Origin of the sequence: Paenarthrobacter sp. MSM-2-10-13 (genome assembly GCF_011605365.1) — a bacterium.
In the GTDB taxonomy this organism is placed as follows: domain Bacteria; phylum Actinomycetota; class Actinomycetes; order Actinomycetales; family Micrococcaceae; genus Arthrobacter.
Genome location: NZ_JAAOXO010000001.1, coordinates 563,935 through 584,374, shown reverse-complemented (window position 1 = coordinate 584,374; position 20,440 = coordinate 563,935). Strand labels below are relative to the sequence as shown.

The window sequence follows — 20,440 nt, the reverse complement described above, 5'->3', positions numbered from 1 at the left end:
ATGATGACCGGCAGGCACACCATGGAACAGCACAGGCACACAGTGGAGGGAACCGACCCCGGACTGTTCGTGGAAGTCCATGAGCCGGCTACCGACGCCGGGCTGCGCCCCGTCCTGCTGATCCATGGCTTCTCTTCCTCCACGAAACTGAACTGGGTGGACAGCGGTTGGATCACCACGCTTCAGGACGCAGGGCGCCGGGTCATCACCATAGACCTGCCCGGTCACGGCCGGAGCCACTCCCCTGAGGACCTGGATTCTTACACGCCCAGCCGCATCCGCGCCGACCTTCTCCAAATAGTGACCGACGCCGGCGCCCGGCCCCTGCGCGAAGGCGATCCTTCCACGGGACTGGACGTCATTGGCTACTCGCTCGGTTCCAGGCTGGCGTGGGAGTTCGGCGCCACCCAGCCGGACCTCGTTCACCGCATCGTCCTGGGCGGGCCGAGTTCGGCGGATCCGTTGGCAGCTTTCGACCTCGTGGCCGCGCAGCGGCATCTGGCCGACGGTACACCCATCGAGGACGGGTCCACGGCAGGCCTGCTGAAGATGGCCCAAATGCTTCCAAGCAACAACCTGTTTGCCATGTTGTCGCTCATCGAAGCCATCAAGGGCGAACCTTTCGATCCTGCGGAGGCCGCCCCTCACATGCCACTGCTGCTCGTGGCCGGGGAGAAAGACGAACGGGCAGCCACCATGCCGGAGCTGGCCTCCATTGCCGGCAAGCGTGGCGGCATGGTGGAGACCCTGGTGATCCCGGGACGCACCCACACCAATGTCATTACTAGCCGGGCTTTCAAGGAAGCTGCGGTCGAGTTCCTCGGCGTGTAGGTCTCAGCGGGCCAGTCGCTCCGCGTTCAGGCTCATGCGCTCCAACACGCTCAGGGCCATCGCGTACTCGTCAATGCCTATGCCCATGGACAGGTCCTGACGCGCATCTTCCACCAAGCGCTGGGCCTCGTGGTATTTCTCGCGGCCCCGGTCGCTCAGCGCCAGCCTGTCGTCGATCATGATGATCATTCCCCGCCCCACCAAGGCCGCAAGTTCGCGTTCGCGCAGCCGGGAATCGCCGCCCCACAGCGGCTGCAGGATGTCCTCCAATCGATCCGGCCGCATGGCACCCTCCGATAGCGTGCCCAAGGTGTGCCATTGGCGGCGGGTGAGTTTGATCCTGGCCAGGGTGGCGTCCAGCTGTATTTCCAGTGCGGCGTCGAGCCTCTTGATCCAATATCCGATGGGCTTGTTCACAAGGCCATGCTTTCAGTGGGCGCGCCACCGGGCAAGGTGTGGACTGTAGGCTTGGGAGGGCAACGAATTACGTGGAAGTGGAGCAGATGGGCATGCGTTTCAAGGACCGCGCGGAAGCCGGTCGACGCCTGGCTGAAGCACTCCCCCAACTGAGGGAACGGCCAGACACCATCGTCCTGGGCCTGGCCCGTGGTGGAGTCCCGGTAGCCGCAGCCGCGGCCGCAGAACTGTACCTGCCGTTTGGCGCCGTGCTGGTCCGAAAATTGGGGATCCCCGGCCGTGACGAGACCGCTTTCGGGGCGCTGGCGTGGTCGCAGGGCGACGTCCTGCGAATGGTCAACAGGCCCCTGAAGGAGCTCATTCTCGCGCACGGAATCTCCCAGTCCGCTTTGGATGCCGTGGAAACCCATGAACGTTCCGAACTCATCCGCCGTGCCCACAAATACCCCGGCATCGAGCACGATCTTCGCGGAAAAACAGTGGTGTTGGCCGACGACGGACTGGCCACCGGCGCCACCATGCGGGCAGCCGTGGAGGCCGTCCGGGCCGGCGGGGCCGGCACCGTCATCGCTGCAGTGCCGGTCGCCTCCCTGGAGGCCTCAACCTCCTTGGCCCGGGTCTGCGACGTTGTGATCGCGTTGCACACGCCCGGCAAGTTCCATGCAGTTGGCGCATTTTATGAACGCTTCGAGCAATTGTCCGACGCCGACGTCGTAGGCCAGTTGGAAGGTGCCGGTGCCAGCGGCCGTAAGTAGCCGCCGTCGTGATCTCAACGCAAAGACGGGTGCGGTCCCTGTGGACCACACCCGTCTTTTGTTTGCCATTTGTTAGTGGTGGACGCTGTACCCCAGCGGACGGCCACGGGTTTCCTTGGCCAAAATCACGCCAATTGCGGAGATCACGCAGAGAACCATGATGTAGATGCCCACCGATCCGGACCACTTGGTGGTATCCAGGAGAGCTTGGGCAATGAGCGGAGCGAAAGCGCCGCCCAGGATTGCACCGAGCGCGTAGCCAATGGAAATTCCCGAGTACCGGACCTGGGCCGGGAACATCTCCGCATACATGGCGGACATTGGACCGTAGGACAGACCCAGTCCGATAGTGAGGACGAACAGTGCAGTTCCGTAAAGCACGATGTCCTTGGAATCGATCAGCACAAACATGGGAATCATCCACGCGAAGACCAGGCCATAACCGATCAGGAACGTCTTGACGCGACCAATCTTGTCCGACAACCAACCGCCCACCATGGTGAAGATGAGCCACCCGAAGGACGCAATGGTGGTGGCCAGCAAGACCTGAGGCGTAGGCATCTTCAAGGTACGTGTGGCGTAGGAGATGAAGAAGGCGATCAGCAGGTAGCCGGCAGCGTTGTTGGCGATGAAGATCAAGGCAGCAAGAACAACTTCTTTCTTGTTCTTACGGAACAGTTCACCCAGGGGCGCCTTGCTTTCAGCCTTGCGCTGGGCGATCTCCTTGAAGACGGGGCTCTCACCAACGGCGCGACGGATCAGGTATCCCACCACAATGAGGACCACGGACAGCAGGAACGGCACACGCCATCCCCAAGAGGCAAAGTCTTCCTTGGACATCCCCGACTGCAGCAGGAACAACAGCCCCGTGGCCAGGATCATGCCGATCGGAACACCGATCTGCGGGTAGGCGCCGAAAAGCCCGCGCTTCTTCAGAGGTGCATGCTCCACGGCCATCAGCGCAGCACCGCCCCATTCCCCACCGGCCGAGAATCCCTGGACAACGCGCAGGGTGATCAGCAGGACGGGGGCCCAAAGGCCAATAGTGGCGTAGGTGGGCAGTAGGCCGATCAGCGCAGTGGCAGCACCCATCATCACCAACGTCATGACAAGCACAGCCTTGCGGCCCATCCTGTCGCCGAGGTGTCCGGCCACAAAGGCCCCGAGGGGACGGAACAGGAAGCTGATGCCGATCGTGGCGAAAGATAGGAGCTGGGCTACTCCCGGGTTGGACTTCTCCAAGGGAGAAAGGAACAACGGCGCCAACAGGGTGGCGGTGAGCTGGGCGAAAATGAAGAAGTCGTACCACTCAATGGTGGTGCCCACCAACGTCCCGGCCAGTACCCTGCGCTCCTCGCGCTTGCTGCTGGGTCCTGACGGAGAGTCGACAGTGGAAGTTGCGGTCATTGGAACTCCATGGGGTGAGAGTGACTGGTCGGCGCTTGACTTGCATTAACCGACAGAACGGTCAGTTAGGAAAGAATACTACAACCTGTGAGCCAAAGCACAGACCCCTGCGGTGTGGGCCACCATAGAATGGTTCGCATGAACCCCCGCAGCGACGTCAAGGGCCCAACGGAAGCACCAACGCAAGCTCCGCCGTCGCAAACCCTCTCACGCGGAATCCGCGCGCTGGAGATTCTGGCGGCCGCCGAAAGGCCCCTCAGCATCGCCGAACTCACCGAGGCCCTTGGCGTACACCGTTCCGTGGCCTACCGGATCCTGCGGACGCTGGAAGACCACTCGCTGCTGGTGCGCGACGACTCCGGGCGCGTTCAACCCGGCCCGGGCCTGTCCGTCCTGGCCCGCGGTGTTTCAAGAAGCCTGCAAACTGCGGCGCTGCCCGAGCTCACCCAACTTGCCAACACGCTGCATATGACCGCCTTCGTCGCAGTGTGGGACCACCAGGAGTGTGTCAACCTTGTCACCGTTGAACCGCGGCACTCCGGCGCCGCCCTGGCCCAGCACCCGGGCAACCGCCACCCCATCGCCACCGGCGCCCCCGGGATCGCCATCCAATCAACCATGACCGAAGAGCGCTGGCAGCAGGTAGGCGCTCCGAACCCCTACCGCGCCGAAGCCCACGAAGCCCGCCGCCTGGGGTACGCCACCAGCCACGACGAAGTCATTGCAGGATTGTCCTCCATTGCCGCCCCCATTAGGGTCCCGGGCGGGCGGCCGGCAGCGATCGCCGTCGTCTATATCCGCTTGGATCAGGACCCCGACGAAGTCGGCAAAGCGCTCGCTGACAGTGCTGCCCGAATCGAAAGCCAGCTGGCCTGACGCTGCGTTAGCCCTCCGAGCCATGGCCGATCCGGGCGTAGACGTCAGGCTGCGAGCGCCGGAGCCGCAATCCCCACATGACGCCAACCAGCCCAGGCAGAGCACCAGCATCGGGAGGACGAACGTCGCCGCCGTTGACTCGGTCTGCCCCAGCAAGACGTTGAAGTTGGCCATGATGAGCACAAAGACGATAGCCAGAAGCACGAACCCCAGGCCGGGAGCGATCACCCTGACCCACACGCCCGCCCCGTGCTGCTGCCGGCGGAAGAACCCGATCACCGCCACGGACACTACGGTCATGAGCAGCACGAGCCCCATGGCGCCGCTGTTGGTGAGCCATGTGAACATGGTCAGCACGGGGTACAGCTCGCCCAGTTCGGAACCCGCACCGGCAATGGCAAAGGCGACGGTTACGACGACGGCAATCACCGTCTGCGCCAGCGAACCGGCGAACGGCGCCCCGCTTTCGGTCCGCACCTTCGCCAGCGCAGACGGCAGGACACGCTCGCGACCCAGGGAGAAAAAATAGCGGGCCACCGCGTTGTGGAAGCTAACGAGTGCGGCGAAGAGGCTGGTGACAAAGAGGACCTGGGCGATGTCGCTGAGCAACACGCCACCGTGGTCGCCCAGGAAGGCGAAGATCATGTCCGGGCCATTGGTGGTGGCAGTCTCAATCACGGCGGACGGTCCCGTTCCCACAGTCATGGCCCAGGCAGAGACTGCATAGAAGACAGCGATGATGCCAACCGCAGCAAACGTTGCCCTTGCGACCGTGCGTTGCGGGTCCTTGGACTCTTCACCATAAATAGCGGCGGATTCGAATCCCATGAAAGCGGCGATGCCGAAGGAGAGTACCGCTCCGATACCGGGAACGAACAGGCTTTCGGGGCTTAGAGTTGCAGCGCTGATACCTTCTGGAGCCACCGCGAGGCTGATGACGTCGTACACAATGACCACCAGGAACTCCAGTGCCACCAGGACGCCAAGGACTTTAGCGGACAGGTCCACCCTGTTCACCCCCAGCCATCCGACGATCGCGATGCACACCAGCACGGGGAGCCACCACGGCATGCTGATACCAAGGCGGGCGGACAGCAGTGACGAGACCGTAAAGCCGAACAGCCCGTAGATGCCCACTTGCATCAGGTTGTATGCCATGAGGGCGATCAGTGACGCGCCCACCCCGGCTGGTCTTGAGATGCCCTGCGCAATGTATGCGTAAAACGCTCCTGCGTTGGTGACGTGCCGGCTCATGGCGGCGTATCCCACGGCGAAAAGCGCCAGAATTGCACCAAGGATCAAGAATGACAACGGCACGCCGGTGACCCCGGTGACCGCGAAAGTGGTGGTCACGCCGCCCGCCAGCACGGTCAGCGGCGCCGAGGCCGCGATAATCATGAAGGTTACTGCCGGTACGCCGAGCCGACCCTTGGTGCTTACGGCTCCGGGGGCGCTGCCCTTGACGGGGTTGTCCACGCTCATAGTGTGCTCCTGCCTCGGTGCCGCTGGAGATTGCGCGGCACGGTGTGTGTCATTCCGCAATCTTCCACCGCAGCGGCGTCGCGTGACTTGTCTCACACGGCAGGGTGTTTGTCGCTGCACGCAAGCACGAGCCCACGCAGGCGCCGGTGTACAATCGTGGGCAAGCTCACGCCCGCAAACCCGGCATTCCCTGCCCCAGTGGCACCGGCGCCGCGGGCCACTGAAAAGGAGTTTGATGACCGTCGCGGCTGATATGGGCCCCGCAACTGTGGAAACCATTGTGGCGGAGTCGTTCCAGGAGTGGAGCAAAGCAATCTCCAGCTCTTTCGTGCCCCTGCTGGCTACGGGCCCCAACAGCTCTTCCTTCCCGGGCACTGACTTCCACGGCATGATGAGGGCACGAGTGCTGGGGCAGATCTCCGTGGTGGAGATTACAGCCGGGCCTCACACTGTGCTTCGCACGCCGGAGCTGATTGCCAAGTCCACGGGGCGCTTTTTCAAACTCAGCATCCAGCTCGGTGGATCGGGCCGCCTGGTTCAGGACGAGCGCGAGGCCGTGCTCCGCCCCGGGGACCTCTCCATCTACGACACCTCGCGTCCGTATCAATTAACCTTCGACGACGACTTCCGCACGTTGGTGCTCATGTTCCCGCACGTTTTGTTGGACTTGCCCGCCGAAGCCATGGGACATGTGACAGCCTTGCGAATTCCGGGCGATGAGGGCCTGGGCGAGCTCATCAGCCCCTTCCTGGTGAAACTGGCCGACAACCTTGAGGCCCTCTCCGGGGCCAATGGACTCCGGTTGGTCCACAACGCCTTGGACCTGGTCACTACACTTTTCAACGGTGAGCTCGATCAACTGATCGAGACGGGCAGGGATCCGCATCTGCTGCTGCTTGGCCGCATTCACGACTACATCGAGGCCAACCTCGGTGATCCCGGACTCTCCCCCGGAAGCATTGCCGCGGCCCACTACATCTCAACGCGGCATCTGCACGACCTCTTCCAGGAAATCGGGACCACGGTAGCCTCCTCCATCAGGCAACGGCGACTGGAACGGTGCCGGCGGGACCTTAGAGATCCTGTGCTGGCCGATCGACCTGTAACAGCCATCGCGGCGCGGTGGGGGTTCACCGATGCCGCCCATTTCAGCCGCATCTTCCGCGCAGCTTTCGGGAACTCTCCCACCGGCTACCGCAGTGCCGCATAGCGGTTACCCCTGAGGTGGGCGCTTCATCACCAAGGATGTGAGGACACCCAGCAGCAACAGCCCCGCTGCAGCCGCCATCGAGACGACAAAGGCTGCGCCCGGCCCCTGCGTTTGCGCCAATTGCCCGGCCAGGTAGGAGCCCAACGCTGTTCCTGCCACGATTCCGCTGGCGAGCGCCGTCATCACAGTGGCCATGCGACCGGCTGGAGCCACCACGCCGCCGATGCTGAAGACGGTGACCATCACTGGCCCCACGGGGATTCCTAGTATCAGCAGGACAAAGATCATGGGCCAAATACCAGCAGGGAGAAGCAACAGGAGCGACAAAACGGACATCGCCAGCGCTGCGGCGACCCAACGGGAAGCCAGACTGAACCGTTGCGGCCAGAAAGCTACAGACAGCGCCGCCACAGCTGAACTAAGCCCCATCACTGCATACAGCAGTCCGGCGATCTCGGCCGTAGCGTACTGCGCCGAGAAGGCACTCAGCGCGTTCTGGGTAGCTCCAAAGAACGTACCCATGCACACCATGGCCACCACGGGAACGGCCACCACGGCTCCGGCCCAACGATGACGCCGCTGCGCAGGGACTTGGGCGGAGTGCTCGCCAATACAGGCTTGTCCATTGGAAGGCGCGACGCCGGTACGCGGCTTGCGGGGTGCGGGCACCACCGCGTGTTGGCTTGGATGGACGGCGAAGGCCGGAACCAGGGTGATGGTCATGACAGCGGCCAAAGCGAGCGGCAACCAGGGTGCCACCAAGCTGGCAAGAACACCCACCAAGGCGGGGCCCAGGACAAAAGTGACCTCGTCAGCGGTGCCTTCATAGGACAGAGCGGTATCAAGGTCGGCCCGGTTGGCTGCTACGCTTCTGGCCCCGTTTGCTGCAGCCGGGGACAAATTACGGGTGGTCAGCGCCATCCACCGAACACGGGCCATGGGCCCCACCTGGGGACAACTGGCGCCAGCGAGAAAGGCCACAATGAGGACACCAGCCGCCTCGCCCCCGGAACCGTAACCGGTAGTGAGGTACGCAGCAGCAAGGAGCCCCACTACAGCAAGGGTGTTGACCACTGCCGCCACAAGCAGCACGATCCGTTGCCCGGCTCTGTCGGCCAGGGAGCCCAGGACGGGAGCCCCCACCGCCGAGCCGATACCGACGGCTCCGGCTGCCATGCCGCCGATGGCGTAGGAGTGGCTGACGGCTGTGACCAAGGTCAGGGTGCCCACGGTCAGCATGGCCAAGGGTAGCCTGGCGAAGAGCCCCAAGGGCAGGAAACCAGGTCCCGCCAGTTCAGGCAGCCGAGCGAAACGGCCCGGCAGGCGGGAGGGGCGGGAGGGAGCCTGGGGTGCAGGCTGTGACGTTACAGAAGTTTTTTCCATCAATCCGGGTTCGCTAAAGGATGCGCATCGTCCCTCCTCCCGATGCGCGCGACCCTGTGTAACGGGTTAAGTCTATCGGATACGCCTCAGACCGGTACAGCGTCGGCAATCCGCACGCTGGAACCATGCCTGCCCTTGATCACCTGCAGCTGGTTGGTGATCCGTTGCTTCATCTCCGCGACGTGACTGACAAGGCCAACTACCCTGCCGCCGTCGCGCAGTCCCTCAAGGGCGTCCATCACTTGCTCCAGGGATTGCTCATCCAGGCTGCCGAAGCCCTCGTCCACAAACAGCGTCTCAATATCGACTCCGCCGGCCTCCTGCTGCACTACATCGGCGAGGCCCAGCGCCAGGGATAATGACGCCATGAAGGATTCACCGCCCGACAACGTGGAAGTGTCCCGCCGCTGACCGGTCCATTCATCCACGACTTCCAGCCCAAGGCCCGACTTTGCGCCTCTGGCGGCCTTGGCGTCCGTATGCTGCAAGGTGTATCTGCCATCACTCATGGCCACGAGCCGCTCGGAGGCTGCAATGGCTACCTGTTCCAGCCTTGCCGCCAGGACATAAGTGTTCAGACTCATGCGGTAGTTGTTATCACCCGAGCCCCTTACGGTGTCGGCCAATTCTGCGAGCATATGTGCCCGGCGCCGAGGTTCCCTTCCCGATTGGGCCAGGGTCCGGTACTCCTTCCCCAGGCGGGCAACAGCGTCCGCTGACTTGCCGGCAAGGCCGGCTGCCAATTCCTTGGCCCGTGCGTCATCGGCGGCCTTTGAAGCAAGAAGCTTCGCCTCGGCAAGCTCGGCTTCGGCCAAGGGGAGTTCGCCGATGCTGGCTTCCTTGGCCGCAAGGATCAGGTCCTCACCGGCAAACAGCTCATCCAAGCGGGACGATTCGGCCTCGAAATCGGCCAGATCCTTTTCCAGGCCCACCACATCTGCGGGCGGGAGGATCTCCCGGCGGGCTTCGTCAGCCGAAGCAAATCCGGATTCCACCAAGGCTTTGTCAAGGGAAGCGGCTGCGGCTTCGCAGGCTTGTTGTGCCTGTTCCAGTTCCCGCTCTGCATCCACGGCCGCCTGCAGAAGCCCGCGCTCATCGACGAGTGCTTCCAGCCGCTCGCGAAGGCTGGGGAAGCCGTCCTTCAAACCGGCAAGTTCTACTTCAAGGGCAGCACACTGCTCCTGAAGCAGCTGTGCTGCCGAAGACCCCTGGGCCGCAGCGTTCGCGGAAGCGTCGTGTTCTTGTTGCACCAGGGCGATCCGCTTGCTGAGGGCCTCGTGCCGGGCGCGAAGCTTCTCCAATGTCACCGCCGCCTTGCGAGCCGTCGAGGCAGCCTCCTGGGCAGACGCCCGCTTGGATTCTGCTTCAGCAGCATCCGCTGCACCTCCCTGGGCCACCAGTCCGGCGAGCACCTGCGCTGCGGAGGAGAGCTGCTCAGCGAGGAGCGCCAAGGCTTTTTCGCTGGCCTCAAACCGATCCTTGGCTTCTTCCTCTTCCTGGGCGAGGGAGAGCGCCGTTTGCACGGCTTCGGCTGGGTTGGGATGTTCCTCACTTCCGCACACGGCGCACGGCTTACCGCTTTCCAACGCCGCAGCGAGCTCCCCCGCAGCGTTGGCCAAACGCAGTTCACGGACATCAAGCCATTGCTGCCGGAGGTCCTGCGATTCGGTCCGAGCCTGAAGATGCTTCAGGGTGATCCCGTCCAACTCGTTGGTGGCCGTTGCGTGGCGGGCCACAATCCCTACCAGCTCGGCGGCACCAGCAGCCTCCCGCTCCAGTTCCGTGAGCTGGCTAGCCAAAGGTTCCAGAGGCTGGATCTCTGCTTCCACGGTGGACACGTCGGAGCGCAACTGTTCCAGTAGATCGGCCGAAGCGCCGGCAGCGGCCTGCTGTTCGGCGATATCACCACACATGGTTGCCAAACGTGCCGTGATGACTTCCAGACGTTGTTCATCGGGCAGCCGTGCCTCAACCACTGCGCAGACGGCTTTAACGGCTTCCAAAGCTACATCCGTAGTAGCGGCGTCCAGGCCAGCTGCACCAAGCTTCCCGCGCACACCGGCAGCCCGCGCTGCGGCGGCTTCGAGTTTGCGCGCCGTCGAATCGACAGCTTCGAGCTGGCCGCTGAGAACGGCGGCACCCCGGTGTCTGCCCAGCATCTCCTTGTTCTCCAGCGCTCGGGGCGCTGCCAGTTCAAGCAACACCCGCCGTTGCATCGCAGCGCCCAGCCGACCATGTCTGAGCGACCTCTCCTGAGCCTCGTGGAATTGTTCCAGCAGGCGGGTGGCCGCTGATTCTGCCTCCGCTGCCTCGTCCTGCCGACGCTGCCATTCAGAGTGAATTTCAGCCTCCATGACGGCCAGCCAAGCTTCCGGTTCCTTGCCTGGTTCCGGCGTTGGCTCTTGCCCCGGCTCCTGGTTTGGCTCCTTGTCGGCAGCCGGAGTAGCAGCTGCAGGAAGATCCAGATGGTCATGCTCAGATGCGACCCGGTCAAGTAGTTGCTGGAGTTCGGAGGCATTGTCCTGCACAGCGCGGGCGGCATCGGCGGCTTGCTGCAGGAGCTGGCGTTCCACCGCTTCGAATCGCTGCGTGCCGAACAATTTTTGGAGCAGGTCCAGTCGGTCGTTGGCCTTGGACCTCAGGAAAGCGGCAAAGTCGCCCTGTGGCAACATCACCACACGGGTAAACTGCTCCCTATCCATTCCCAGGACGTCCGAAAGCTCAGCCCCTACCTCGTCATTCCTGGACGACTTCTCCTCCCAGCTCCCGGCTACGCGTTCCCTGAGAAGGGTCTTGGCCTGCTGGGTAGTGAATCCATTGCGGCCGCGGGCGCTTGGACGGTCCCACGCCGGGGAGCGCGTCACTTCAAAACGGCGGCCACGCGCAGAGAACTCACACACCACCCGCGGCTCAGCACCCGGCGCAGCATGATCGCTTCGGAGCCGTTTGCCTTCCTGGCGGGCGCCGGGAACGGACCCGTACAGGGCGAAGCAGATGGCATCCAGAATGCTGGTCTTGCCGGCGCCTGTGGCGCCGTTAAGGAGGAAAAGGCCCTGCGCACTGAGCTGGTCAAAGTCAATGTGTTGGGGTGTTGCAAACGGACCGAAAGCTTCGATGTCCAAACGATGAATCCTCATAGCTCAGCCTCCTGCAGCCGGACGGCTTCAAGTGCTTCCGTCAGGGCAGCTTCTTCTGCACCGTTTGCACCACGTTCCCGGACATGTTCCAGAAAACCGCAGCAGACACCGAGGTCGTCTTCTGCGGCGGCGAGGCGGTTGCTGTAACTGGTGGAGGGCCGTGACTGACCACCTTGGGGATCGAAGGAGAGGACCAAGGTGTCCGGGAAACGTGTGCGCACCTTCTCCATGGCCTGCCCAGGACGTTGCGCGTCCGTCAGCGTGATCTGGCAATAGGCTGTCTCTGCCCACGCGTGCTCTTCACCGCCCAATAGCTCCTCCAGCGTTCCGCGCAAGGTGGCCAACGCTTTGGGAGCCTCCCACAGGACCTCCTCAACGGCGATCGCGCCGCTGGCGTCGAGGTCTACCAGCCAGGCACCCTTGTGGTGTTTGGCTTCCGAGAACGAGTAGGCCAAGGGAGAACCGGAGTACCGGACATTGGGTGCCAGCTCCTGCCGCCCATGGAGGTGACCTAAAGCTGTGTAGGCGAAGTCTTCAAAGAGATCCAGGGGAACCGCGCCCAAGCCGCCAATGCTCAGATCCCGTTCGCTTTCCGAGGTAATGCCCCCACTGGCAAAGGTATGCGCGAGGACCACCGGATACACCGGCCCTGATGCACGACGCGCCTGAACATCACGCCGGATCCGTTCCACTCCGGCCAGGGTCACATCAAAATGGTTGGCGTTCTCAGCTCCCAACCGTTCAGCCACAAGCCGGGGTTCCAGATAGGGGATGCCGTAGACCGCCACCTGGCCGTTCCCTACGCCGTCCTTGCCAGCCCCTTTGTCTGCCAACGGGAAAAGCACCGGTACGTCGAGTTCCTCCACCTTGGTCCTGAGGTGGACTCCTCCGCGTTCCAACAAGCGGGAAGCGAAGCCCAGCCTGATCGCGGAGTCGTGGTTGCCGCTGGTCAGGACCACTGCGGCTCCTGCCTGCGTGATGCGCACCAGTGCGTCATCGAGCAGCTTGACCACATCCAATCCGGGCAAAGCACGATCATAGACGTCCCCGGCAATCAGCACGACGTCAACGGACTTGGCTTCCACCAGTGATACCAACTGGTCCACAAAGCTCCGCTGGGCATCGAGCATGCCAACGCCGTGGAAAGACCGGCCAAGGTGCCAATCGGAAGTGTGAAGTAGCCGCATATTTTTAAGCTAACCGGGGGCACCGACAATAAAGCGCAGGCGAGCCGTCCGCCGTCGAGCCCGTAGGGTCATTTGCCCTTTTTACCGTCGAAGAAGTCCCGGGCGTCATCATTGACCGGCGTGGCCGGCACTGCGCGGGAAGGGGAACCGTCTGCTTCCGCAGCAGCGTCCTTGGCCCCGGTGTCCTCGTCCGGCTCATCGTTGGCATCATAAGAGTCGTTGACGCCATCGCTGCCGCCTTGAACGTCACCAGGCGCCGCCACGGCAGTAGTGGAGAAGCCTTGGAAGCCGCGGAAGGCAAGGCCTGCAAGCGCGGCGCCCATCAGCGGGGCCACCCAGAAGAGCCACAGACCCTCAAGCGCCCAGGACGAGCTGAAGAATGCCTGCGCTGTTGCCCGCGCAGGGTTGAAGGGAAGGTTTCCCAGTACCTGTCCAAGCTGGAGCAGGACAGCCATAGCCAAGCCGACGGCGAAGGGGGCCATAGCCGGAACAGCGCGGCGGCCGGCGGTCGCGCCAAGAAACACAGCCACGATGAGAGCTGCACCCAGGACCTCGACCAACAGAACCCCGGCGAGCTGTGTTTGGGCGGCAGCGTGGTCGCCATAACCTGGTGCAACGACGTCAAAAGCGGCCCTCGCGTCCGTAAGGACGGGCACCGTGCTCACCACAAAGTAGATCAAGGCAGCACCAACCACGCTGCCGATAATTTGCGCTGCTACATAGCCCAAGGCCGCAACGGCCCGGACTCGACCGGCTATCAGATTGCCCACAGTGATCACAGGGTTGAAGTGGCCTCCCGAGACATAGCCGAAGGCCAGCATGGCCACTGTCACCGCAAGGCCGGTTGCAAGAGCAACAGGCACGGGGGCACCACCAGGATTGGAGAAAATCCCGACTCCCGCCGCGACAACCACAACGAACATCGATCCCAAAGCTTCAGCCGACAACCGGGCAACAAGTCCCGGTTGGGGTTCAGGTGTGGCCTGTACAGGAGAGGTCATGTCCAAGGAGTCCTTCGGTTGGTGTGGATGCCGGTATGGCCGGCTTCGGTCGCGGCGGACGCTGATGCTTGGCACCGACGCTGCAGGGGTCATGCAAGCTCAAGGCCACTGAGCATTTTGTCAGCCGAGTCTGGGCGCCAGCTGAATCCCGCCTCCGAGCTTATCCGCCCAAGGCGATCGCTGCGATCGCGGTAGCACCGAGCCCCACCACAGCCAACATGCTGACCCGGACCAGCCGGGCCGAAGCAGCTCCGTTGCCGGCGTGGAGTTGCCGTGAGCGAACCCACACCACTGCCGCCACCACGATGGTGGCTGCAGCCGCCACGAGAGCGCAGATGCCTTGGTAATCAAGCCCGGGAAGGCCCGCGACGAGGTGGCCGGTTGAGGGCTCAGACGTCAGCCAGCTTCGCCAAATGAACAAGTCCACCACCACCAGGGAGATCAGCGTCCGGCGCCATGCCAAGATAGTGCGCTCAGGCTGCAATCCGGGGTCACGGACTTCCATAGTTACCGCGCCACCAAAATCAGCACCGCGAAAGCGAAGGCCGCCACGGCAACCACGATGGTCATGAACAGCATGACCCGGGAGAAAGGGAGCGCCTGATCATTGCGCATCGCCGCTTCCATCTGACCCCAACGACGATACGAAAGTGCCGCCAACCCCGCACCAACCAAGGCAAGCAAAACACAAAGAACCAGCCGCACCGGGGTGGGCGCGATGTTCGGGGCCAACTGGTCTACGGCAACCGCCCCGGCAAGCAGTGCCAAGGATGTGCGGATCCATGCGAGGAAAGTACGTTCGTTGGCGAGAGAAAACCTGTAGTCGGGTGTCCTGCCTGTCCGTCGCCACTGAGGTTCACGCGCCATGTCTCTCCAAGTTTTGTCAGTGCCGGGCAGCTTCCCCACCATACCAGCGGGGCCTCACGGCACGGTAAGTTACTGGCATGAGTGTTGAACCTAAATCGCCCGCTGATCCATCCTTCGAGTCCCGTGTCCATGGGTCACTGTTGGGAGGGGCACTGGGTGATTCGCTTGGCTACGCAGTGGAGTTCGACTCCATCGCCGCGATCCGCGCACGGTATGGTTCCGAGGGCCTGAGGACTTTCGGTCAGCTCGACGGCGCCAGCCACTTCTCGGACGACACGCAAATGACGCTGTACACCGTTGACGGCCTGGTGGAAGCACTCGAATGGGCCAACGATGGCGTAGCTGCGGACGAGATCGCCTGCCTATGGCTTGCCTACCTGCGTTGGCTCGCCACCCAGGACGTTGCTGTTGACTCCGCCGCTCCCGTGCCGCAACCGCGGTGGATCGATGCCCAGGAGGTCCTGCGCCACCGCCGCGCACCCGGTAACGCCTGCCTCAGCGGTTTGGCAACGGGCACTATGGGAACGGTGGCCCGTCCGGTCAATGCCGACTCCAAAGGGTGTGGCACCGTGATGCGTTCAGCCCCGTTTGGACTAATCCCCCACATTTCACGCGAAGCCGTGTACAAGCTCAGTTCGGACGCCGCGTCGTTGACGCACGGACACCCTTCAGCACGGCTCAGCGCAGCCGCCTTCAGCCTGCTGATCCACAACGTCGTGGCCGGTATGGACGTCCGCACCGCAGCAACCGAGGCGCTCAACTACGTCAACGCCGTTCCTACCAAAGCACCCGAACTGGCGGAGCGTCTTGAAGGAGCCTTGCAGTTGTCCCTGCGGCCCGCCCCTCTGGACCCGGAAGAACTGACCACAGCACTTGGTGAGGGTTGGATCGCCGAGGAAGCGCTCGCCGTCGGGCTTTACGCGGTGCTGGCAACCAAAGGCGGCACGCCGGCAGAGCACTTCCGCAACGCAATCGCCGTGGCCATCAATCACAGTGGCGACAGTGACTCCACAGGGTCCATTACCGGGAACATCCTGGGCGCGTACTATGGTCTGGCATGCTTGCCGGCCGATTGGCTGGAGGCCCTGGAGGCCCCGGAAGTCATTCGCGGCATGGCGGACAGATTGCTTGCCGTCACCACCGGGTAGGTAGTGGCTACGCCTTGCGGAGCGTGACGTTGTTGCAGGCTTCGCACACGTCCTCAGGGATAAAGCCACGGCGCTGCAGGAAGCCAAAGATCGCGCATCCGAGGCAGAAGCCCACGAATGCTTCCAGCGAAGCCGCCACGATCAGCAGCGTCAGCAGGATCCAGGCGGCGGGCTGGAAACCGGTGAAAAACAGCACGACGGCGGCACTCGTCAAGGCGGCACCGATGCCTTGCGCGAAACGCTTTGGTGGACCGGCAACGAGCTTGGCGTGTCCAAGCCGGGGTGCCAACACCTTCACTGACAGAAGTGCGAGCGGGGAGATCCGCGGACCGAACAGCACACGGAGCCAGAAGCCCACAGCCAGAGCCACCAGCCCCCAAGCCCAGCCGGTCAGGAGGGTGGCGACGGCCACCGCCACCACCAAGCCGGCCGTGATCCGGGCGGCGTATTCGTTAACCGGGTTGGGGAAAGCAAAAACTGCCCGCCAGTCCACCCCGCCGCGTTGAGCAGCGCCGGCAGAAGTAGCAGCGCCAGCAGAAGTAGCCGCAGCGGCAGGCTGGCGAGCGGGTGCTTGGGGAAGGACTGGTTTGGCCATGCCCCAAGGCTAGGAGTGCGGCTCTCCCAGCGGATAGCTTTGTTGCGCAGTATGAACTGCTGACCGCGTGGTTGGAAGCTATGCGCCGCCCACCATCTGCAGGAATTCACCTTCGGAGACAACCTCGATTTGCTGGCCCTTGGCGTGCAGCTCCAGGACGCGCTTGGCCTTGCCTGTGAGGCGGCCTGCGCGCAAGTCACCCGCCACGAAACCGTCACCAACTATCAGCACAGTAGTCCGCGCTGTTACCCGGCTTTCGGGACGTGCTCCCATGTCCGCGGCCCGTGACTTCGCCTCCGGCCTGGTGATGGCGAGGTCGCCCGTGAACACCACGGTCTGCCCGAAAAGCGGATGTCCGGGTTCCGCGGAAGGGTTGGGCAACGGGTTGGGCCCCTCCTCCGGCCAGGCCTGGAAGCTTCCTGCAACGCCCAGTGCGCGTTCGACCGTGCGTTCGGCGGCGCTTCCGGTCCGTGCCGCGAGCGCGGACATGGTCGCCTTGGAGAGGCCACGCGCGGGATCGAAGGCGGGTTGCTGTGGCAGATTCAGGCCGAGGGAAAGGTAGAGTTCGGCGATGCTGTTGGCGTTGTTCCGCCTGGCAATGTCCACCAGAATGCCGGCGCAAGCGCGGGCATCTTCCGCGGCGTCGTGGTGGTTGACCAAGGGAACCCCGGCTTCCTCGGCGGCGTAAGGGAGGGAATTTGAAACCAGTGAATAGCAGCGGCGGGAGAGCATGACCGTGCACACATAGTCGTAAGCGGGTCCGGCAAGGCCGGAGACTTCCAGTCCTGAGCGAATCACGCCGAGGTCGAAGGCTGCATTGTGGGCGGCGAGTACGTCGTTGCCAATGAAGGCGCCGATTTCCGGGAAGAGTTCACCGAAGCGGGGGCGCCCCGCCACGTCTTCGGCACGGATCCCGTGGATTCGGGTGTTGTGGAACTCGAAATGATCATGGTTCTCCGGCGGGCGCATGAGCCAGGAGGCTTCCTCCACCACGACGCCGCCACGGACTTTGCTGAGGCCCACCGAACACGGCGACCCCCGGAAGCCGTTGGCTGTTTCAAAGTCGATCGCCGTAAAGTCCAATGCCACTGGACAAGATTACAGCCGAAAAAGGCCGCCCTTGCCGATTTGCACGGCGGGGCGGCCCTTCCGGCCTGCATTGTGGTCAACGTGACATTTGGGCCTCTATGGAGTGGCCCTGCGCAGGGTTGCATAGGAACCTGCTGCGAGGACTACGCAAAGGAGCGCCGTCCATCCGCTGATGCTCAGGGGCGACTGTTGGGCAAACCAGTTCCCTACGTACCCCCACCATTCGGCCAATGTTGCCAAAGCTGCCAGGCCAATCAGGACCAACCCCGTGCCCAGGGTTGAGATGAGGGTGCCTGTGGTTCCCCAGCGCTTGAAAATGGTGGCGAACCAGAATCCGACGATGAACATGAACATCATGACCACGAAGAAGAATGCTGCGGTGGAGTACCAGGGGCCCTCGGTTACCCATGGAATGTTGAAGAAGTACCCATATACTCCCCAGCCGGTGGTTGCCTTCTCAATGACGCCACCGATCAGGTAAAGCGCCGTCATCCCCAGGGCAATGAGGGAGAACAGGCCCAGGGTCCCCAGGTAGAAGGCCCTCCGGCTGATGCTCAGACCCTGCGAAAACGGGAAGACCAAGGTCATGCTTTGGATGCCGAGGACCAGGAAGTACCACAGGGGTGCCTGGCTTCCGCCACCGTTTTTTCCTTCGGTGACTGGGATCAGCGCGAAGATGGCGATCGACATCAGGAACGATGCCGCCAGGATGGTCAAGGGCCATCCGATGTATGTCCACTTGTTGATCAGCTGCATCCGGGCAACTGCTACGGTCCTGCTCATCGCCTTGCCTCCAACGTGTCATCGGCGAAATCGTTTGTTTTTGACGCGGCTCCGGTGGCTCCCGGTCCCGCCATGGTCTTGCGGACTACCAGCTGCTGCAGGGAGACGGGCGAGAGCTCCAGGCCCAACTCCTGCGCTTCGGCACGATCGCGGCTGCCCAGCGCCTCATCCACAGTCACTGATGCCAGGGAACCGAGGGTTTCGCGATGCAGGATCTTCCGGCCGGCCAGGAACGTGTCCACCTTTTCGGCGGAGCCCGAGACAGTCACAGCCGAACCCCGGATTTCTTCGGCGTCGGCGTCCATAATGATCCGTCCCCTGTCAATGACCACAACATGTTCCAGGAGGTTCGCTACCTCGTCGATCAGGTGGGAGGACAGGATGATGGTCCGCGGGTGTTCTGCATAATCTTCCACGAGGCGGTCGTAGAACAGTTGGCGGGCCACGGCGTCAAGGCCGAGGTAGGGCTCATCGAAGAACGTCAGCTCGGCGCGCGAGGCGAGGCCGATGATGACTCCCACCGCGGACAACTGGCCGCGGGAGAGTTTCTTGATCCTTCGCTTGAGGGGAAGCTGGAAATCTTCTGCCAGGCGGTCAGCGAAGTCCTGGTCCCAGTTCTTGTAGAAAAGTGCGGCGGAGCGGAAGGCGTGCTGCGGATGGAAGTCCTCAGGATACTTCTGCGATTCCCGGATGAAGCAGATCCGGGACAACACGGCGTCGTTCTCGTAGGCGCTGGCGCCGAAGACGAGCGCTTCACCGGACGTGGCAAAGGCCTGCGCGGTCAGAATGGACATCAAGGTGGTCTTACCTGCGCCGTTGCGCCCAAGCAATCCGTAGATGCGGTTGGCCGTCAGGCTCAGATTGACGTTGTCCAGCGCGTTGAGTTCCTTGTAATGCTTGACCAGATGACGGGCCTCGATGATGGTCTCGTTCACAGGGCCGCGCTCCTTTCCTTGTCTGTCCCGGTGTCCGGGGCCAGCCCGGAATTGCGTTCGATCATGGTGTTCAGCTGCTCTGCCGAAATGCCCAGCTTCCGGGCCTCCACTGCCAGCGGCTTGACGTACTGCTCAACAAACTCTTCGGTGCGGCGCGCTATCAGCTGGGCGCGGGCTCCTGTGGCGACGAACATCCCTATCCCCCTGCGTTTGTAGAGAATTCCCGAATCCACCAGCACGTTCACGCCTTTGGCGGCGGTTGCCGGGTTGATGCGGTGGAAGGCCGCGAACTCATTGGTGGAGGGCACCTGGGATTCCTCTGCCATGGTGCCGTCCACGATGCCGTTCTCGATGAGTTCGGCGATCTGCATGAAGATCGGCTTGCTGTCATCGATCATGAGCTCCACCGCCTCATTGGTTCATTACTCATGTAACTAACCATACAACTGACAAACCTAGTGTCAAGAGGTCCCCGGGAAAAATACGACGACGGCCGTCAAGTAGGCTTGATGGGTGATCTTCTCTGCGATAAGCGACCTTGCCGTATCCACTTTCGGGGGCGCGGGCCCGGTACAGCCGCCTATGGCTTCGTTCCTGCCGGACTGGTTGAACCCCGACGTCTTCCTCCGTGATTCACCCCTGGGGCCGTGGGTGGTCCTTTTGGTCTGCGCCATTGTGTTCGCAGAAACGGGCCTCCTGGTGGGGTTCTTCCTTCCCGGCGACTCGATGCTGTTCACGGCGGGACTCCTGGTCTCCACGGGTGCCATCGAGTTCAATCTTTGGGCCATGTGCGGCATGATCATCGTGGCCGCGATCATTGGCAACCAGACCGGCTATCTCATTGGGTCCAAGGCCGGCCCTGCCATCTTTAATAAGCCGGATTCCAGGCTTTTCAAGAAGGAAAACGTGGAGAGCGCCCACGCATTCTTCGAAAAGCACGGCGGCAAGGCCTTGATTCTGGCGCGCTTCGTGCCCATCATCCGCACGTTCGTGCCGGTGATCGTGGGCGTGGCTCAGATGGACAAGCGTAAGTTCTTCCTCTTCAATGTCATCGGTGCCGTCCTGTGGGGCGGCGGCGTTACCCTGCTCGGCGCATGGCTTGGCCAGTTTGAGTGGGTTGGAAACAACATCGACATCATCTTCATCGTCATCGTCCTGATCTCAGTCATCCCGATCTTCATTGAGATCGGGCGTGGATTCATGGCCAAGCGCCGGGCCGCTGCCGAAGGCACGGACCCTGTGGAGGAATTCATCGAGGAACACGAGGGCGGCAAGCACAGCGAGCACTAAGCTCCCTGAACCCTGAACACAAAAGGCACCCCGCAGCAGCGGGGTGC

At 62.8% G+C, this 20,440-nt stretch carries 19 protein-coding genes and 1 pseudogene; 6 read left to right on the top strand and 14 right to left on the bottom strand.

The genetic code is table 11. The features are described from left to right. A complete protein-coding gene (locus HAV21_RS02750; protein ID WP_166840244.1) occupies positions 1-831 on the top strand; it encodes an alpha/beta fold hydrolase in 831 nt (276 codons plus the stop codon). Positions 832-834: 3 nt separating this feature from the next. On the opposite strand, the gene HAV21_RS02745 is transcribed toward HAV21_RS02750, so the two are convergent. Next, entirely contained in the window at positions 835-1,248 is a 414-nt protein-coding gene (locus HAV21_RS02745) for a MarR family transcriptional regulator (RefSeq protein WP_142938695.1), read from the bottom strand. Positions 1,249-1,334: 86 nt separating this feature from the next. On the opposite strand from HAV21_RS02745, the gene HAV21_RS02740 reads away from it, so the two are divergent. After that, complete coding sequence (locus tag HAV21_RS02740; RefSeq protein WP_208096097.1) at positions 1,335-2,003, top strand: phosphoribosyltransferase family protein; 669 nt, start codon at positions 1,335-1,337, stop codon at positions 2,001-2,003. A 72-nt stretch (positions 2,004-2,075) separates the two neighbouring features. Here the strand turns inward: HAV21_RS02740 and HAV21_RS02735 are convergent, their stop codons facing one another. Continuing rightward, positions 2,076-3,410: an MFS transporter gene (locus HAV21_RS02735; RefSeq protein ID WP_142938693.1), complete on the bottom strand. Its 1,335-nt coding sequence runs from the start codon at positions 3,408-3,410 to the stop codon at positions 2,076-2,078. Positions 3,411-3,539: 129 nt separating this feature from the next. Between HAV21_RS02735 and HAV21_RS02730 the strand changes: the two genes are divergently transcribed. Beyond that, positions 3,540-4,286, top strand: a complete 747-nt coding sequence (locus HAV21_RS02730; RefSeq protein WP_142938706.1) for an IclR family transcriptional regulator — start codon at positions 3,540-3,542, stop codon at positions 4,284-4,286. Between the two features lie 7 nt (positions 4,287-4,293). On the opposite strand, the pseudogene HAV21_RS02725 reads toward HAV21_RS02730, so the two are convergent. Next, a pseudogene (locus HAV21_RS02725) lies at positions 4,294-5,768 on the bottom strand (APC family permease). Between the two features lie 235 nt (positions 5,769-6,003). Between HAV21_RS02725 and HAV21_RS02720 the strand changes: the two are divergent. Beyond that, positions 6,004-6,978, top strand: coding sequence for a helix-turn-helix domain-containing protein (locus HAV21_RS02720; RefSeq protein ID WP_142938691.1), 975 nt, complete (start codon positions 6,004-6,006; stop codon positions 6,976-6,978). A gap of 3 nt (positions 6,979-6,981) precedes the next feature. Here the strand turns inward: HAV21_RS02720 and HAV21_RS02715 are convergent, their stop codons facing one another. From HAV21_RS02715 to HAV21_RS02690, 6 genes are all read right to left on the bottom strand, one after another. Further along, on the bottom strand, positions 6,982-8,361 hold the full coding sequence (locus tag HAV21_RS02715) for an MFS transporter (protein WP_166840242.1): 1,380 nt from the start codon (positions 8,359-8,361) through the stop codon (positions 6,982-6,984). 86 nt (positions 8,362-8,447) lie between these two features. Then, positions 8,448-11,498, bottom strand: a complete 3,051-nt coding sequence (locus HAV21_RS02710) for an SMC family ATPase (protein WP_166840240.1) — start codon at positions 11,496-11,498, stop codon at positions 8,448-8,450. Then, entirely contained in the window at positions 11,495-12,685 is a 1,191-nt protein-coding gene (locus HAV21_RS02705) for an exonuclease SbcCD subunit D (RefSeq protein ID WP_166840239.1), read from the bottom strand. Before HAV21_RS02705 ends, HAV21_RS02710 begins: the two co-directional genes overlap by 4 nt. Positions 12,686-12,753: 68 nt before the next feature. After that, positions 12,754-13,686, bottom strand: a complete 933-nt coding sequence (locus tag HAV21_RS02700; protein ID WP_166840237.1) for an aquaporin — start codon at positions 13,684-13,686, stop codon at positions 12,754-12,756. A 160-nt stretch (positions 13,687-13,846) separates the two neighbouring features. Then, complete coding sequence (locus tag HAV21_RS02695) at positions 13,847-14,191, bottom strand: DUF202 domain-containing protein (RefSeq protein WP_142938686.1); 345 nt, start codon at positions 14,189-14,191, stop codon at positions 13,847-13,849. Between the two features lie 2 nt (positions 14,192-14,193). Beyond that, entirely contained in the window at positions 14,194-14,553 is a 360-nt protein-coding gene (locus HAV21_RS02690; protein WP_284705199.1) for a DUF202 domain-containing protein, read from the bottom strand. Positions 14,554-14,630: 77 nt separating this feature from the next. Between HAV21_RS02690 and HAV21_RS02685 the strand changes: the two genes are divergently transcribed. Continuing rightward, on the top strand, positions 14,631-15,701 hold the full coding sequence (locus HAV21_RS02685; protein ID WP_166840235.1) for an ADP-ribosylglycohydrolase family protein: 1,071 nt from the start codon (positions 14,631-14,633) through the stop codon (positions 15,699-15,701). A 7-nt stretch (positions 15,702-15,708) separates the two neighbouring features. Here HAV21_RS02685 and HAV21_RS02680 read toward each other — a convergent pair whose 3' ends face one another. The 5 genes from HAV21_RS02680 to HAV21_RS02660 all read right to left on the bottom strand — a co-directional run bounded on the left by HAV21_RS02680 (position 15,709) and on the right by HAV21_RS02660 (position 19,501). Further along, on the bottom strand, positions 15,709-16,296 hold the full coding sequence (locus HAV21_RS02680) for a DUF4395 domain-containing protein (protein ID WP_166840233.1): 588 nt from the start codon (positions 16,294-16,296) through the stop codon (positions 15,709-15,711). A gap of 78 nt (positions 16,297-16,374) precedes the next feature. Then, entirely contained in the window at positions 16,375-17,385 is a 1,011-nt protein-coding gene (locus HAV21_RS02675) for an exonuclease domain-containing protein (protein ID WP_166840231.1), read from the bottom strand. Between the two features lie 96 nt (positions 17,386-17,481). Further along, the gene (locus tag HAV21_RS02670; protein WP_166840229.1) at positions 17,482-18,168 is read right to left on the bottom strand and encodes a hypothetical protein; all 687 of its coding nucleotides are present in this window, start codon (positions 18,166-18,168) and stop codon (positions 17,482-17,484) included. Then, a complete protein-coding gene (locus HAV21_RS02665) occupies positions 18,165-19,103 on the bottom strand; it encodes an ABC transporter ATP-binding protein (RefSeq protein WP_142938681.1) in 939 nt (312 codons plus the stop codon). The genes HAV21_RS02670 and HAV21_RS02665 overlap by 4 nt, the downstream gene beginning before the upstream one ends. Next, positions 19,100-19,501: a GntR family transcriptional regulator gene (locus tag HAV21_RS02660; protein WP_208095788.1), complete on the bottom strand. Its 402-nt coding sequence runs from the start codon at positions 19,499-19,501 to the stop codon at positions 19,100-19,102. The genes HAV21_RS02665 and HAV21_RS02660 overlap by 4 nt, the downstream gene beginning before the upstream one ends. 130 nt (positions 19,502-19,631) lie before the next feature. Between HAV21_RS02660 and HAV21_RS02655 the strand changes: the two genes are divergently transcribed. After that, a complete protein-coding gene (locus HAV21_RS02655; protein ID WP_347877610.1) occupies positions 19,632-20,393 on the top strand; it encodes a VTT domain-containing protein in 762 nt (253 codons plus the stop codon). Positions 20,394-20,440 lie beyond the last annotated feature (47 nt).

Coding starts and splice junctions, on each gene's coding strand:
- HAV21_RS02750 (WP_166840244.1), top strand. CDS start 1: ATGATGACCGGCAGGCACACCATGGAACAGCACAGGCACACAGTGGAG.
- HAV21_RS02740 (WP_208096097.1), top strand. CDS start 1,335: ATGGGCATGCGTTTCAAGGACCGCGCGGAAGCCGGTCGACGCCTGGCT.
- HAV21_RS02735 (WP_142938693.1), bottom strand. CDS start 3,410: ATGACCGCAACTTCCACTGTCGACTCTCCGTCAGGACCCAGCAGCAAG.
- HAV21_RS02730 (WP_142938706.1), top strand. CDS start 3,540: ATGGTTCGCATGAACCCCCGCAGCGACGTCAAGGGCCCAACGGAAGCA.
- HAV21_RS02720 (WP_142938691.1), top strand. CDS start 6,004: ATGACCGTCGCGGCTGATATGGGCCCCGCAACTGTGGAAACCATTGTG.
- HAV21_RS02715 (WP_166840242.1), bottom strand. CDS start 8,361: ATGGAAAAAACTTCTGTAACGTCACAGCCTGCACCCCAGGCTCCCTCC.
- HAV21_RS02710 (WP_166840240.1), bottom strand. CDS start 11,498: ATGAGGATTCATCGTTTGGACATCGAAGCTTTCGGTCCGTTTGCAACA.
- HAV21_RS02705 (WP_166840239.1), bottom strand. CDS start 12,685: ATGCGGCTACTTCACACTTCCGATTGGCACCTTGGCCGGTCTTTCCAC.
- HAV21_RS02700 (WP_166840237.1), bottom strand. CDS start 13,686: ATGACCTCTCCTGTACAGGCCACACCTGAACCCCAACCGGGACTTGTT.
- HAV21_RS02695 (WP_142938686.1), bottom strand. CDS start 14,191: ATGGAAGTCCGTGACCCCGGATTGCAGCCTGAGCGCACTATCTTGGCA.
- HAV21_RS02690 (WP_284705199.1), bottom strand. CDS start 14,553: ATGGCGCGTGAACCTCAGTGGCGACGGACAGGCAGGACACCCGACTAC.
- HAV21_RS02685 (WP_166840235.1), top strand. CDS start 14,631: ATGAGTGTTGAACCTAAATCGCCCGCTGATCCATCCTTCGAGTCCCGT.
- HAV21_RS02680 (WP_166840233.1), bottom strand. CDS start 16,296: ATGGCCAAACCAGTCCTTCCCCAAGCACCCGCTCGCCAGCCTGCCGCT.
- HAV21_RS02670 (WP_166840229.1), bottom strand. CDS start 18,168: ATGAGCAGGACCGTAGCAGTTGCCCGGATGCAGCTGATCAACAAGTGG.
- HAV21_RS02660 (WP_208095788.1), bottom strand. CDS start 19,501: ATGATCGATGACAGCAAGCCGATCTTCATGCAGATCGCCGAACTCATC.